This is a genomic window from Inquilinus ginsengisoli, assembly GCF_050434925.1.
Classification (GTDB): domain Bacteria; phylum Pseudomonadota; class Alphaproteobacteria; order DSM-16000; family Inquilinaceae; genus Inquilinus; species Inquilinus ginsengisoli_B.
The window spans coordinates 7,434,966-7,449,720 of record NZ_JBNDJK010000001.1 but is presented as its reverse complement, the minus strand read 5'-3'; the positions used below and the strand labels follow the sequence as shown (position 1 = coordinate 7,449,720).

13 protein-coding genes are annotated in these 14,755 nt (G+C 66.6%); 10 read left to right on the top strand and 3 right to left on the bottom strand.

What is annotated here, in order from left to right; translation table 11 throughout:
- Position 1: 1 nt before the first annotated feature.
- Positions 2 to 1,159 (top strand): mandelate racemase/muconate lactonizing enzyme family protein, encoded by a 1,158-nt coding sequence (locus tag QFZ27_RS34845; RefSeq protein WP_429231198.1) that lies wholly within the window; start codon positions 2 to 4, stop codon positions 1,157 to 1,159.
- A gap of 361 nt (positions 1,160 to 1,520) precedes the next feature.
- Here the strand turns inward: QFZ27_RS34845 and QFZ27_RS34840 are convergent, their stop codons facing one another.
- Positions 1,521 to 1,649, bottom strand: a complete 129-nt coding sequence (locus QFZ27_RS34840; protein WP_429231196.1) for a hypothetical protein — start codon at positions 1,647 to 1,649, stop codon at positions 1,521 to 1,523.
- A 324-nt stretch (positions 1,650 to 1,973) separates the two neighbouring features.
- Between QFZ27_RS34840 and QFZ27_RS34835 the strand changes: the two genes are divergently transcribed.
- Both QFZ27_RS34835 and QFZ27_RS34830 read left to right on the top strand, forming a co-directional pair.
- The gene (locus QFZ27_RS34835; protein ID WP_429231194.1) at positions 1,974 to 3,005 is read left to right on the top strand and encodes a Gfo/Idh/MocA family protein; all 1,032 of its coding nucleotides are present in this window, start codon (positions 1,974 to 1,976) and stop codon (positions 3,003 to 3,005) included.
- A gap of 30 nt (positions 3,006 to 3,035) precedes the next feature.
- A complete protein-coding gene (locus QFZ27_RS34830; RefSeq protein ID WP_429231192.1) occupies positions 3,036 to 3,764 on the top strand; it encodes a GntR family transcriptional regulator in 729 nt (242 codons plus the stop codon).
- Here QFZ27_RS34830 and QFZ27_RS34825 read toward each other — a convergent pair.
- A complete protein-coding gene (locus QFZ27_RS34825) occupies positions 3,761 to 5,368 on the bottom strand; it encodes a GH39 family glycosyl hydrolase (protein WP_429231190.1) in 1,608 nt (535 codons plus the stop codon). The two genes, QFZ27_RS34830 and QFZ27_RS34825, sit on opposite strands and share 4 nt — an antisense overlap.
- Before the next feature lie 390 nt (positions 5,369 to 5,758).
- On the opposite strand from QFZ27_RS34825, the gene QFZ27_RS34820 reads away from it, so the two are divergent.
- From QFZ27_RS34820 to QFZ27_RS34790, 7 genes are all read left to right on the top strand, one after another.
- Positions 5,759 to 7,663 (top strand): ABC transporter substrate-binding protein, encoded by a 1,905-nt coding sequence (locus QFZ27_RS34820; RefSeq protein ID WP_429231188.1) that lies wholly within the window; start codon positions 5,759 to 5,761, stop codon positions 7,661 to 7,663.
- Positions 7,664 to 7,732: 69 nt separating this feature from the next.
- Positions 7,733 to 8,737, top strand: a complete 1,005-nt coding sequence (locus QFZ27_RS34815; protein ID WP_429231186.1) for an ABC transporter permease — start codon at positions 7,733 to 7,735, stop codon at positions 8,735 to 8,737.
- Between the two features lie 4 nt (positions 8,738 to 8,741).
- Complete coding sequence (locus QFZ27_RS34810; protein WP_429231184.1) at positions 8,742 to 9,596, top strand: ABC transporter permease; 855 nt, start codon at positions 8,742 to 8,744, stop codon at positions 9,594 to 9,596.
- Between the two features lie 40 nt (positions 9,597 to 9,636).
- Positions 9,637 to 10,632 (top strand): ABC transporter ATP-binding protein, encoded by a 996-nt coding sequence (locus tag QFZ27_RS34805; protein WP_429231182.1) that lies wholly within the window; start codon positions 9,637 to 9,639, stop codon positions 10,630 to 10,632.
- Positions 10,629 to 11,480 carry an ABC transporter ATP-binding protein gene (locus QFZ27_RS34800; protein ID WP_429231180.1) on the top strand — a complete coding sequence of 284 codons (852 nt, stop codon included), beginning with the start codon at positions 10,629 to 10,631 and terminating at the stop codon, positions 11,478 to 11,480. Before QFZ27_RS34805 ends, QFZ27_RS34800 begins: the two co-directional genes overlap by 4 nt.
- Before the next feature lie 387 nt (positions 11,481 to 11,867).
- Positions 11,868 to 12,104: a hypothetical protein gene (locus QFZ27_RS34795; protein WP_429231178.1), complete on the top strand. Its 237-nt coding sequence runs from the start codon at positions 11,868 to 11,870 to the stop codon at positions 12,102 to 12,104.
- Positions 12,105 to 12,177: 73 nt separating this feature from the next.
- Entirely contained in the window at positions 12,178 to 13,065 is an 888-nt protein-coding gene (locus tag QFZ27_RS34790) for a GntR family transcriptional regulator (protein ID WP_429231176.1), read from the top strand.
- A gap of 176 nt (positions 13,066 to 13,241) precedes the next feature.
- On the opposite strand, the gene QFZ27_RS34785 is transcribed toward QFZ27_RS34790, so the two are convergent.
- A complete protein-coding gene (locus QFZ27_RS34785) occupies positions 13,242 to 14,222 on the bottom strand; it encodes a hypothetical protein (RefSeq protein WP_429231174.1) in 981 nt (326 codons plus the stop codon).
- Positions 14,223 to 14,755 lie beyond the last annotated feature (533 nt).

Below are 14,755 nucleotides of genomic sequence, written 5' to 3'. Positions count from 1 at the left end.
CATGCGCATCGAGAGCGTCGAGACCATCCTGGTGGACAGGTACCTGTTCGTCGAGATCCGGACCGACAACGGCCTCGTCGGGCTCGGCGAAGGCGGGGCCTGGGGCTTCCACGAGGCGACGGCCGGCGCCGTCCTCCGCTTCAAGGATTACCTGCTCGGCCAGGATCCGCTGCGGATCGAGCACCACTGGCAGTACATGTACCGCTGGGCGCATTTCCGCGGCTCGGCGGTCATGGCCGCGATCAGCGCCATCGACATCGCCCTGTGGGACATCGCCGGCAAGCATTTCGAGGCACCGGTCCATGCCCTGCTGGGCGGCAAGGTGCGCGACAAGGCCCGCGCCTACTACCATGTGTTCGGCGAGACCAAGGAGGAGCTGTTCGCCGGCATCGAGGACGCCAAGAAGATCGGCTTCACGGCGGTCGGGCACCTGACGCCGTTCCTCGACAGCCGGCGGGAGGAGCCGTATTTCCAGACCCATGTCGAGAAGATCGCCGACGCGGTCGACACGGTGCAGGAATACCGGCGGATCGCCGGGCGGAAGATGGACCTGTGCATCGAGATCCACCGCCGGATGACGCCGTTCGAGGCCGTTCAGCTGGGACGGGCGATCGAGCCGTTCCACCCGCTGTTCATCGAAGATCCGATCACGCCGGACAATCTCGACGAGATGGCCTATGTCGCCGACAAGATCTCGATCCCGATCGCGACCGGCGAGCGCATGACCTCGCTGTGGGAGTTCCAGATGCTGCTGGCCCGCAACGCGGTGCAGATGGTCCGGCCGGATGTCTGCATCGTCGGCGGCATCTCGGGCGCCCGCAAGATCGCGGCGCTGGCCGAGGCGTCGCATGCCGGGGTGGTGCCGCACAATCCGCTCAGCGCCGTGTCGACCGCGGCCTGCCTGCAGATCGCGGCGACCGCGCCGAACTTCGTGCTGCAGGAATTCCCGAACGACACCTGGGACGTCACCGACAAGCGGCCGGAGTCGGACAGCTTCCTGGTCGGCGCCGCGCGGCATGACGGCGAAGGCTTCCTGACCATCAGCGACGAGCCGGGGATCGGTATCTCGCTGCGCCCCGATGCCGCCGAGAAGTTTCCGTACCGGCCCCGCAAGATCCACACGCGGCTGCACAAGGACGGTTCCGTCGTCGACCAATAGGTCTGCCCGCTGCAATGACCCGGCAACAACCGGCGACCGGCGGTCCGCACGCGTCGTCTCTCCCGCTCAATGAGTCCTGTCTGAAGACGTCTCGCAAGCGGGGCGGTCCGATAATCCTACACCAGCGGGCATGAGCCCCCCGCAGCCACCTTTGTTGTAACTCGATAAATATCGAGGTCTGATCCAGAGCCCCGCCCCAGAAAGGCGGGGCCTTCTGCATTCTGCGACGCGTCCGAAAGAATAAGCCCAACTTGCTCTCGGGTGTCGGTCCTCGCGCGCGACGGTGGAAGCTCATCGGGCCTGGGGCTTCCGGAGGCGGCAAGGGACGACTAGACTCATCGGATCGTCCGCCCCGGAATGATCAGTGCCATTCGCCGTTTACCTCGATCTTGATCCACACAGCGCCGCCGCCCTGGCGCCGCTGATTGAGGCGGTCGAACGCGCCGATCCCGACGCGATGACGCCGCGACGCGCTCAGGTTGCGCCGCACCTCTCACTTGCTGTCTACGAGCGCCTCCCGGCGGCCATTGCCGTGTCACTCCAACACTTCGCTGACGCGCAGCCTGCGCTCGGTGTCGCCCGTCCGGCTGGCCATTGGGTCGGTCCCAATTAACAGTGCTTGGACGATTGTCAATAAATGCGCATTTATCCTACTTGCTGACAGCGTAGGACTGTACCCGCCAATGCCTTCATTCTATCACATTTTTCGGCGATTCTTCGATATGCGTCGAGTTGGGCGAAAGAGATTTTCATCAGTTGATTATTGATAGAATACAATCCGGGGCGGTGCAGCAGAAGCTTTCAAAAAGGGCCGATGGCCATGCAAGCAACCCCAGTTCGCCGCGTCGGCATGATCGGAGCCGGTTGGGTGACCGGCTACCACCTGCCGGCATGGGCCCGGCAGCGACATCGGGCCGAGATCGTCGCCATCGCCGATCCGTCCACCGAGGCGGCCGGGCGCCGGGCGGCTGAATTCGGCATCCCGCAGGTCTATGGCAGCGCCGAAGAGATGCTGGATGCCGGGCGTCTCGACGCCGTCGACATCTGTTCGCCGCGCGAGACGCATGCCGCCATGGTCCGGCTCGCGGCCGGCCGGCAGCTCGACATCCTCTGCCAGAAGCCGCTCGGGACCGATTTCGCCGAAGCCGAGGCGGTCGTCGCCGGGGTGGCGCCCCCGGCGCGGCTGATGGTGCATGAGAACTGGCGGTTCCGCGCCTACTACCGGCGGTTGAAGCAGTGGCTCGACCAGGGCGCCGCCGGCGACATCCGGCAGGCGAGCTTCGAGTTCCTGTCCTCGGGCATGATCGCGGGGCCGGACGGGTCGCGGCCGGCGCTGGTGCGGCAGCCCTTCTTCCGCACGCAGCGCCGCCTGCTTGTGATGGAGGTGCTGATCCATCATCTCGACACGCTGCGCTACCTGCTCGGCGAACTCGAGATCGTCGCCGCGCGGCTCGAGCGCAGCACCGACACGATCGTCGCGGAGGATGTGGCGGCCGTGGTGCTGCGCCGGCCGGAGGATGGCCTCGTCGTCACGGTCACTGGAAACCTTGCCGCGCATGGGGCGCCGCCGATGCCGCGCGATCACCTGCGCCTGTTCGGCACGTGCGGCACGATCGAGCTGCTGGGCTCGGCGCTCAGCCTCCGCGGCGTCGAGACGCGCGACGAGGCGTTCGATCCGGACGCCACCTACCAGGGGTCGTATGACGCGGCGATCGGGCACTTCCTCGATGGCCTCGACACCGGCCACGCCTTCGAGACGGCGCCGGACGACAATCTCCGGACATTGCGGCTGGTCGAGGAGATCTATCGCCTGAGCCGGTTCGATCCGGCAGCCGAACCGCGATAATGTTGCCAGACCGGCCACGAGGAGGATCCATTGCCGGCCACGGATGACGCCAGGGAAGCGCCCGAGGAGCACGACGACCGCACCATCGCGCGGGCGCTCGAGGAGGACATCATCTTCGGCCGTCTCGCGCCGGGGACGCGCCTGACCGAGGACATGCTGCTGGCCCGTTTCCGGGTGACGCGCCACTTCGCCCGCCAGGCGCTGGTGCAGCTCGAGGGCATGGGCGTGGTCGTGCGCGAGCGCAACAAGGGCGCGACCGTGCGCTCGCTGTCGCCGGGCGAGGTGCAGGAGATCTATGCCGTGCGGGAATTGCTGCAGCGCCAAGCGGCCCTGTGGATCCCGCTGCCGGCGCCGGATGCGCTGATCGCCGAGCTCACCGCCATCCACGAGGAGCACGGCCGGCACATCGAGGCCGGGTATCTGCGCGGCGTGCACGAAGCCAATGACCGGTTCCACCTGACGCTGTTCGGCGCCTGCGGCAACGCGCATCTGGTCCAGTCGATCGTGCTCTATATGCGGCTGAGCCTGCCGGTGCGTGCCAACTCGATGAGCGACAAGGCATCGCTTCGCATGGCGCATGAGCACCACCGGCTGATGATCGAGATGCTGAAGGGCCGCGACAACTGGGTCCTGGCCCAGCTCTGCGTCGACCATCTGCAGCCCAGCAAGCGGAATTACCTGGCCATGTCAGCTGACCCGGGCCGGCAAGCCGGCGCGCGCGCCCCGGGGAGGAGGGCGCGCGCCGCCGTCCGGATCTAGGCTTCCAGCCGCAGCAGGGAGACGCCCTGGCGCGGCAGGGTCGTGCGCAGCAGGATCCTGCCGTTCTCGACCGTGACGGCGCCGACAGCCTCGATCTGCGCCAGCTGGCCGGCTGCCTCGAGCTTGCTGTACTCGGCGCCGGTCGGGCTTTGCGGGCTGCCCATGGCCTTCCAGACGCCGAACGCGTTGGAGTGCGCCTCGTCCATCCGGTAATGGCGGAGCGCGGGCGCCTTGCCGGTCCAGCCGTTGACGGCGATGGTCACCTCGGCCGCCGGGCCGGCCTCGTCGTCGTCGTCATGGTAGTGGTAGACGAGGATGCTGATGCCGGTGTCGTCGCGGGTCGCGACGACATTGACATCGGGTTCGCCGCGAACGCTGTTGGCGACCACATCCGCGAGGTCGCGGCGGTGGGTGCTGGTGGTCTCGAGCCAGTCGCCGCCCAGCATGCCCAGCATGCGGAAGGCGTTGAGCACCGCCTTGTCGACGCCGTTGGTGGCCAGGTCGCGGAAACCGTCGAACCAGGGCTGGTCGTCGAACAGGAAGGCCCAGGTGACGGCGCCTTCGATGGTGAGGTTGGCGCGGCTGGCCAGCTCATAGGTGCGCAGCATGCTTTCGACCACATAGACGCCGTAGAGCGGCCCGTTCCGGTACCCGTTCTGGGGATGATACCGGGCCGAGCAGGCGGCGCAGCCTTCCGGGTCGGACTCGCCGATGACGATGGCCAGGTGGGTGAGCGAGGGGAACTCGTTGATGATCCCGAGATGGGTGTCGATGTCCTTGAGCTGCTTGTGCACGCCCATGCGGACATGATCCTTCCAGACCACCGGATTGCCCTTGGCATGGAAGGCGATGAAGTCGATCGGCGAGTTGTTGTCGACCACGTGCTGCAGGAATTCGCGCAGGAAGGTCTGCGCCTTGGCGCTGGCGAAGCCGCCGCAGACATGCGGGCCGCCGACGCGGGCCTTTGGCAGGGCGCGCTTCACGGCCCGGGCGCTGGCGTCGTACATCTCGCAGAACTGCGGGATCGTGCCGGTCCAGTAGTGCCCGTCGGGCTCGTTCCAGACCTCCCAGGGCCAGGTTTCGACCGTGTCGCGGCCGTAGCGCTCGGCGAGATGGTTGGCCCAGGCCTCGATCAGGTCGCCCCACTTCTTCAGGTCGTTCGGCGGCGCGGCCCACCCGGTCGTGATGGTCGCGTACTTGTCGTTGGGCCGCCAGTGATGCCGATAGTCGCCCTCCGCATCCGACAGCGCCTCGGGCGTGAAGCCGATCTGGACCAGCGGAATGTTGCCAGCCTCGACATAGGCGTCGAAGATCTTGTCCATGACGGTCCAGTCATAGACCGGCCTGCCATCGGCATCTTCGGTGTAGGCGTTGGTCGAGCCCCACTTCAGGGCCGGCAGCCCGTCGCCGCTGGTCAGCAGGTTGTGGGTCCGGATGCGTGGCGGCTCGGGGCTCAGGGCCGTCAGCTCCTTGAGCAGCTTCTTGCCGTGCTCGGAATAGGTGTAGTTCGGCTCATCGTAGCCGAACCAGTTCCAGAGCGGCCTGTACGGCCCGGCGCGGCGGTCGACGTGAACCGCGATGCTCACGGCGAAAGAGCTGGTCATCTTTGATCCTTGCTGGCGCTGCTGCGCCAAACCTCTGCCGGAGGTCTGGCCGATCGCTGTGTCGGGACAAGGCGCAGCCCCCCTTCCGAAGAGGTTCGCCTTCGACGCGGTACGTTATGAGAGATCGCAGTTTTGTCAATAATGTGTTCGGACTGGCTGCGCGGGCGAGTCTTAAAATTCCAATATTTCGGGCATTTTTTTGGGGATCTCCGCTAACAAGGGTTGCCGTGTCGCGGAGAAAATGTCGATAAATGCCTTCGTGAGTTCGTCGGCCACCGAACCGCCCCAGGACCTGGTCCCGCGAGTGCGGAGGGCGGGTTCGGGACTTCAAAGCCTCTCGTCGATCCGACGAAAACCGAGGCTCGAATGAGAGCTGGGAGGAGCAGGGAGATGAAATTTCTCAGGACGATCGCATTGGCTGTGGCCGCGGTGGCGACGCTGTTGCCGTTGCCGGTCATCGCGCAGGATTTCATCGCCGGCATCCCGCGCAACGAGGCCCTGATCATCCAGGGCACTCCGGCGCAGAATGCCGACTGGTTCAACGTCTGGGCGCCCGGCGGCGGCGGTGCGGCCAATCTCAACGGATTGCAGCAGCTGAGCACCGACACCTTCTGGTTCATCAACCCGGAGGGCGGTCCGAAAGCCTGGCAGAATGCTCTCGCCACCGAGCCGCCGATCTACAATGACGATTTCACCCAGATGACGGTGAAGCTCCGCGAAGGCGTGTACTGGAGCGACGGCGTCGAGTTCACCGCGGGAGACATCGTGTACACCGTGCAGACGCTGATCGATCACCCCGGCATGAACTGGTCGGCGGCATTCGGGGTCAACGTCGCATCGATGGAGTCGCCCGACCGCAACACCGTGATCTTCCACCTGAAGGCGCCGAACGCGCGCTTCCATTCGCTCTTTACCGTACGCTGGAACGCGGCCTGGATCATGCCCAAGCACGTGTTCGAGAAGGTTGCCGATCCGCTGGCCTACAACAACAACCCGCCGGTCTCGCTGGGTGCCTATGTGCTGCACAGCTACGACAAGGGCGGCCTCTGGACCATCTGGAAGCTGCGCGACGACTGGCAGCGCACCTCGATCGGCATGGACTGGGGCCAGCCGCAGGTGAAGTATGTGGTGTATCGCGCCGCCGGCAATCCGGAAGCCCGCGTCATCGAACAGCGCAACCACAACCTCGACGTGATCAACGACATCGCGCCCGAGGGCATGTTCTCGATCATGAAGGACAACCCGACGGGCGCCGCGTGGCTCCCCGGGTTCCCGTTTGCGCATCCCGATCCGACGCTGCCCTCGGTGCTGTTCAACACCAAGAAGCCGCCGTTCGACAACAAGGACGTCCGGTGGGCCCTGGCGCTGCTGATCGACATCCGGGCCGTGGCCCTCGGCTCCTATCGCGGTGCCGCGAACCTCTCGGCTCTCGCCACGCCGCCGACGGGTTCGGCGCTGGACGACTATTTCGTGCCGATGCAGGACTGGCTGACCAATTTCGAGCTCGACACCGGCACTCGCAAGTTCAAGCCGTATGATCCCAACATCTCCGAAGTGCTGGCCAAGATGGTTCGCCCGCAATGGGGCGACCAGATCCCGAGCGATCCGGAGCAGCTGAAGCGCGTCTTCGGCTTCGGCTGGTGGAAGCAGGATGCGCAGGCGGCCGCCGAGCTGCTGCAGAAGGCCGGCTTCAGCAAGCAGGGCAATCGCTGGATGAAGCCCGACGGCACACCCTTCTCCATCCGGGTCCAGGTCGAAGGCGATGCCATCCCGACGCTGGCTCGCGCCGGCACCGCCATTGCCCAGCAGTGGAGCCAGGCGGGGATCGACGCCAAGGTCGACGTCGCCGGACCGACCAACGGCCAGCGCCTCGGGACCGGTGATTTCGAGACCGCCATCTACTGGTCGATCGAGACCTGGGGCGGCCATCCCGACCTCAGCTTCTTCCTCGACAGCTACCACTCCCAGTTCATCAAGCCGCTGGGCGAGATCCAGCCGCCGCGCAACCTGCAGCGCTGGGGAGACCCGCGCCTCGACCAGATCATCGAGCGCAACCGGAAGGTCGCGTTCGACTCGCCTGAGGTAAAGGCGCTCGGCCAGGATTTCCTCAGGCTTGCGGTCGAGGAAATGCCGATGATCCCGCTGATGGCCTACAACAAGTTCGCACCCTTCGACACGACCTACTGGACCAACTATCCGAGCATCGACAATCCGTACTCGGCCTCGGGCCCGAACTGGTCGAACATCCGCTACATGGTGGTGAGCCTGAAGGCCAAGACCCCAGCGGCGCAATAACCTTAAACGCACCAGGACCAGCCGGATCGCCGGCTGGTCCGCTCCGATCCTGACGATCCGGGAGGCGGGATGAGCGGCTTTCTCATCTATCTGTTGAGACGACTGGGCCAGTTCCTGCTCGTTGTCTTCGCCGGCGTGACGCTGTCGTTCCTGATCGCGCACTTCTCGCCGGTCGATCCCATCGAGCAGACGGTATCGCTGCTGACCAGCTTCGGCAGCACCGATCCGCGTTCGGTCGAGCTGCTGCGGGAATCGCTGCGAGAGCTGTACGGCACCGACGGGTCGCTGCTCGACCAATACGTCACCTTCTGGAGCCGCGTGCTGACCGGGGATTTCGGCCCGTCGCTCTCGGCGTTCCCGACCCCGGTGATGACCGTGATCGGTCGTGCCCTGCCGTGGACGTTCGGGCTGCTGACTCTCGCGACGCTGTTCTCCTGGACATTGGGGAATCTCTTCGGCGCTCTCGCCGGCTACTTCCGCGGCAACCGCGTCCTGAACGCCGTCGGCGTCCTGGTGATGTCGATGCAGCCGATCCCCACCTACATCGTCGGCCTGACCCTGATCATCGTCTTCGGCTATGTCTGGCCGGTCCTGCCGATCAGTGGCGGAGCCCAGCTGAACCTCGAGCCGGGATTCACCTGGGACTACATCTCCTCGGTGATCGTCCACGGCTCGCTGCCGGCATTGACGCTCGTCTGCGTCGGTCTCGGTGGCTGGTTCATCTCCATGCGCTCGCTGGTCTCCAACCTCGTCACCGAGGATCACGTGGTCTATGCCGAGCTCGCCGGCGTGCCCGGGCGGACGATCTTTTCGCAATACGTGGCGCGGAACGCCATGCTGCCCCAGGTCACGGGCCTGGCGCTGACGCTGGGCCATGTCTTCGGCGGCGCGGTGATCGTGGAGTTCGTGTTCAACTATCCGGGGGTCGGCAAGCTGCTGATCGCGGGCATCTATGCCGGCGACTACAGCCTCGTGCTGGGTGTCACCACCATCGCCGTCATCGCTGTGGCGGCCGCGATGCTCGTGATCGACATCCTCTATCCGCTCATCGATCCACGCGTGAAGCTGGGATAGCGCCGTGAAAATCCTGTTCGGGCTGCTGCGCTACAACCGCGAATTCCTGCTCGGGACGATCTTTCTCTCGATCATCCTCGCGCTCGTGATCGCATCGTTCTTCTCGCCCTACGACGAACTCACCACCTATGTGGTCATCCCGGACATGCCGCCCTCGGCGGAGTATTGGCTCGGCACCACCTCGCGCGGCCAGGAGGTGTTCTGGCAACTGGCCGCGGCGATGCGCAACACGCTGCTTTTCGGGATCGTCGTTGCGGCGATCAGCCGTGCCATCGCCATCGCGGTCGGCCTCACATCGGGCTATCTCGGCGGGCGGGTCGACCGGGTGATCATGACCGTCAACGACACGCTGAACGCGCTGCCCAACATCCCGATCCTGCTGCTGCTGGTGTTCGTGCTGCGCGACCAGATGACCTGGCCGATCCTCGCGGTCACCGCCGCGCTGCTGGGCTGGCAGCACGACAGCCGGCTGATCCGTTCGGTGGCGCTGTCGCTGCGGAACCGCGAATTCACCCGCCACGCGGCGTTCTCGGGCATGCGGACCGGGCAGATCCTGCTCCGCGAGCATCTGCCCTACGTCATGCCGATCGTCTTCTACACCACCATGAACAATCTGATCTGGGCCATCGGCCTCGAGGTGACGCTGTCGATCCTCGGCTTCTCCGACATCAACCGGCCGACCATCGGCGGGATGATCTACTGGGCCAATGCCCATTCGGCGATGGTCGCCGGCATCTGGTGGTGGATCGCGGTGCCGATGATTTTCGTCGCGATCCTGTTCCTCGGCCTGTTCATGCTGGCCATGTCGGTGAATGAATACATCGATCCGCGCAGCCGGCTCACCCGGATGGGGGCCTGACATGCACGATGTTCTGAGCGCAGAGGCCAGGAATGCTGCCATGGCCCGCCCCAATGCGCTGACGGTCGAGGGGCTCAAGGCTTATTATGTCAACGAGCATTTCGGCATCCGGCGCGAGGTGCGGGCGGTCGACGACATCAGCCTGACCGTGCGCCGCAACGAGGTCTACGGCATCGCCGGCGAGTCCTCGAGCGGCAAGAGTTCGCTGATCAAGACGCTGGCCGGCGCCATCCGGCCGCCCATGCGGGTGATCGGCGGCTCGGTGACATTCGATTTCGGCGGCAGGACCATCGACGTCTACGCGCAGCGCGAACAGCTCAAGCCGGCGCGCTGGCGGCATCTGAGCTACATCATGCAGGGGTCGATGAACGTCCTGAACCCGGTGCGCCGGGTGAAGCACTCGTTCCGCGACTTCGCCTATCGCCACATGGGCCTCGGCCGCGCCCCCTTCTGGCACAAGGTGAGGCAGCATCTCGAGAGGCTGGGTCTCGATCCCGACGTGCTCGAAGCCTTTCCGCATCAGCTTTCGGGCGGCATGCGCCAGCGCATCACCATTGCGCTGGCGACGGTGTGCGAGCCCGAGTTCATCATTGCCGACGAGCCGACCACCGCTCTCGATGTCCTGGTGCAGCAGGACGTGCTCCGGCTGATCAAGGACGTGCAGGCCCGCATCCAGGCCTCGATCATCTTCGTCACCCACGACATGAGCGTCCATGCCGCGATCACCGACCGGCTGGCCATCATGTATGCCGGGAGGCTGGCGGAGGAGGGGGCGACACAGGCGCTGTTCGACCGACCGCAGCATCCCTACACCGCGCATCTGATCGGCAGCCTGCCCCGCATCGGCGACGTCCGGGTGCGCAAGAGCCTGCCCGGCAAGCCGCCGGCGCTCTCCGATCCGCCGGGCGGGTGCCGCTTCCACCCGCGCTGCCCGCTCGCCGTCGACCGCTGCGCCAAGGAGGTGCCGCCGATGCTGCCGAGCGCGACCGGTGGGCGCGTTGCCTGCTTCCGCGCCGGGGAGGTCGGTGCGCCATGACCGATCTGCTTACGCTGGATCACGTCACCAAGGTCTTCCCGGTCGGCGGGTTGTTCTCGCGCCGCTCGATGAAGGCCGTGGACGATGTCAGCCTGGCGCTCGCCGCCGACAAGCCCGAGATCTTCGCCATCGTCGGCGAATCCGGCTCCGGCAAATCGACCCTGGCCAAGATGATGCTCGGCAACGAGGTCCCGAGCGCGGGGCGGCTGCTCTTCGACGGAACGGATGTGGCCACCATCAGGGGCCGGGCGGCGCGCGAGGCCTTCATGGCCCGGGTGCAGCCGGTGTTTCAGAACCCGTTCGAGGCGTTCAATCCGCTGACCAGGCTGGACCAGTACCTGTTCGCCACGGCGAACCGCTTCCGCAAGGCCAGGACGAGCCGGGATCGCGAGGCGGTGGCGGATGCAGCGCTTCAGCGCGTCGGCCTGTCCCTGGCCGAGATCCGGGGCCGATACTCGCACGAGCTGTCCGGCGGTCAGTTGCAGCGTATCGCGGTGGCCCGGGCGCTGATCCCCGGGCCCCGGCTGATCGTCGCCGATGAGCCGGTCTCGATGGTCGATGCCTCGCTCCGCATGTCGATCGTCAACCTGTTCCGCGAGCTGCGGGATGAGCTCAAGGTGTCGATCATCTACATCACGCACGACCTGGCGACGGCCTACTACATCTCCGACCGCGTCATCATCATGCAGAAGGGCAAGGTGATCGAGAGCGGCGATGCCCGGACCGTGCTGGAACATCCCACCCAGCCGTACTCGATTGCCTTGAAGGGCGCTGTGCTGCCGCCAGACCCGGCAGCGGCCTCGGCCATCATCCGAAATCGCCAAGCTACCGTAACGGCCATTGCCTGACGGGCAGGGTGCAACTCCGTCGGCTGGGCGAATCTAGCGGCCTATCGTGAGCGGGAGCAGATTTCCAGGTGCGGTGGTCGTCCTGTCGAGTGCACGCGATCCGGCGAATATCCGGTCTGGAGATGCTGACGCTATCTCCGCCTATGGCGCCCTCCCGCCTGAGGTGGGCGGAGCAAATTCTGAAGCGGCGGCGGCGCGCGTCGAGCTGATTCGGGTAGTCCCCTGGTTGAACGTTCGCCTCAGTTCGTAAGCACGCTGAGACGTGCACTTGCCGAGGGCAGCCGTCGCTGTCGGATGGCTCGCCCCCGGGGCTGCACTCATCCGTCCGCAAGCTCGGGGGCGGTGTCGTGCATCAGCAGCCGCGTCGGCCGGAAGGCGATCCCCGCCGTGCTGCGCCGGGTCGAGAGCCACGCCAGGAACGTGCGCGATGCTCTCGGCGACCGGGGTGCCGGCATGGCGGACGGCATTCTCGATCAGGATCCGCATCGACCACGGGAAGCAGGCCAGGTCCCCGCCGAGCAGTCGCGGCAAGTCGACGAATCGAAGATGCTGACCACCCAGGTCGACAGTGCTAGACGGCATCGTGCAATCGCCGGGAGCAAGGGGTGGAGATTTATTGCATGATGATAGATCAGAGTGCAATTGGCGGCGCGCCGTCGACTCTTGCCCGGACAGGCCGGCGTGAGCAGGAGGTTGGATGCCGCCATCACCGCTGACGCCGCAGATCGCCGCGCGCATCGTCGACTATGCCCGCGACCAGCCGCTGCGGGCGAACGACCATCTGCCGGCACAGAAGCTGGCCGACCTGTTCCGCGTGTCGCGGTCCCCGGTCAACGATGCGCTGAAGTTGCTGGAGGCCCGGGGGGTCGTACGGCGCGAGGCCAACCGCGGCTTCTTCCTGGCGCAGGACCCGGCGGCGCTGGCCGCCCACGGCACCGCCGATGCCAGTCCGGAGGCGGGGGAGGAGGCATATTTCCAGCTCGCCGACGACCGCCTGTCCGGCCGGCTGCCGGACCGGGTCAGCGAGAACGAGATCATGCGGCGCTACGGCCTGTCGCGCAGCGAGGCGATCCGCATCCTGACGCGGATGGCGCGCGAGGGCTGGGTCGAGCGTCTGCCCGGCAAGGGCTGGGGCTTCCTGCCGGTGCTGACCTCGATCGAAGCCTACCGCATGGCCTACCAGTTCCGCATCGCCATCGAGCCCGCCGCCATCCTGCAGCCCGGCTACTCGGTCGATGAGGAGGCGTTCCGCCGGGCCCGGGTGCAGCAGCAGGCGCTGCTGGACGGCGACTACCGCACCCTGTCGCGGGCCAAGCTGTTCGAGATCAACTCCCAGTTCCACGAGATGATCGTCGCCGGCTCCGGCAACCTCTATTTCATCGAATCCCTCAAGCGCGTGAATGCCAGCCGGCGGCTGGCCGAGTACCGCAAGACCATCGACCGCAGCCGCCTGGTCGGCCAGTCGCTGGAGCATCTGCGCATTCTCGAGCTGCTCGAATCCGGCGACCTCGCCAAGGCCGCCGAGTTCATGCGCTTCCACCTGGACTATGCCCTGAAGCTGAAATCCGAGGGCACCCTGGGCTAGGCCCGGCACGGTCCCGCGGCCGATGGCAACGATACAGACCCCTCCCCTTTGCCCCCTCCCGCAAGGGGAGGGGAGGATAAAAGAGGCGGATTGGCCTGAACGGCTGTGTTCCGAACAGCGCTCGCCTTCGGGACACACCACGCGCATGCCTGCGGCCACGGCGACCGGTCCTCCGGTCAGCCGTGGCGACGGATGTGGGCGGGCATCTGCGGGTGGCGGCGGGCGTCGCGCCCGGTCTCGCGGCGGCGGTGTCCGGCCCGGTCGGGATCGGTCCATTGTCGCCGGTCGCCGGGCGGCGCCGTGGCGGGCGGCCCGGTGTCGCCGGGTGGCCCGGAGCCGCCGGACGGCCGGTCGTCCCCGGGCCTGCCGGCATCCTCGGCCGCGCTGGCGCGACGGACATTGTAAGAGCCTCGGTGCGGCGCCGGGCCGGAGGCCTGGCGCTTCGGACCGGCGCCGGCAGTCCCGGCTTTCGCCACGGCGGCGGGGCCGCCGGCCGGAGGAGTTCCGCGGGGCGGGAGGCCGAGGGCGCGGCACAGGCTGGCGATCAGGGCCTCGATCGGCAAGGCGGTGTCGGCGAGGTCGACGTCGATGCGCTCGTCCTCGGTCAGCCGTTCCCAGAGATCGGCGGTCATCCGCTCCCGGGCCTCGGTGTCGGGAGCCGCGGCGATGGCCTGGGCGACGCCTTGGGCGACGGCCTGGCGCCGGTCGTCCTTCTCGGCCTGCAGCCGATCTTTGGCGACCTGGGCCTGACGCTGCGCCTGCTCCCGCTGCTCACGCAGCTTCATCTTCAGCGCGATGGCGCGGCGGATGCCGAGGAACAGACTGCTGAAGCAGGTCTCCGCATCCCCGCCGCGGTCGAGATCGCCGGCCTTGAGGGCGGCGACGCCCAGGGCCTGGAAGGCCTGGGCCAGCGCAAACGCGAGCTCCATCAGCCCGGACAGCATCACGGCCTCGTCCGCCGGCGCAGTCGCGGCGTCCTGCCGCTGCCGGCGCAGCCTGGCCTTGAGCGCGACGACGCGGCGGATGGCGAGGAACAGGCTGCTGAAGCGGGCCTCGGCCTTGCCGGCGCGCTTGAGATCGCCGGCCTCCAGGGCGGCGAGAGCCTGGGCCTGGACGGTCCGGGCCATCTCCAGGGCGAGCTGGGTCAGCCCGGACAACACCTCGATCTCCCGGACAACCTCATCCGCGGCCGTCGAGGCGGCGGACGGAGTTCCGACTGTGATGGGATCGACCATCCCTGCATTAGAACATAACGGGAACATAGAGTCAAGGAAAGACCGCAAGCGCCATCGTAAACGCGGTCCTGGGGCGGGAGCGGCGGCATGATCAGCGTCCTCGGATTCGCCTGCGGTCTCTTCAGAGCGATCCGATCCAAGTCATTATAGCCGGGGGCGCGCTTTCAGATGACGGGCCACCGGTTCTGGACAGCGCGTCAACCGACCGCAAAGCGCGATCTCCGGCCACCGCAGTCTGCTCTCCGAAGCGGACCTGACCGCATGCGACCCCAAGCGGACAGTCCGGGCAGGGGAACTTGAACGTCTGGTCCTGTCCCCGTTGTGGACCGTCGCTAACCAGTAGTGTCCAGGATCTTCTGCAAATAGGCCAGGGCCGCTGGTGTTGGCGGTGCGGAGCCAACGACGGGCGATGTGCTGGAGACCCCGTGGCTGCATCAGTTCATCGCCAACAAGCG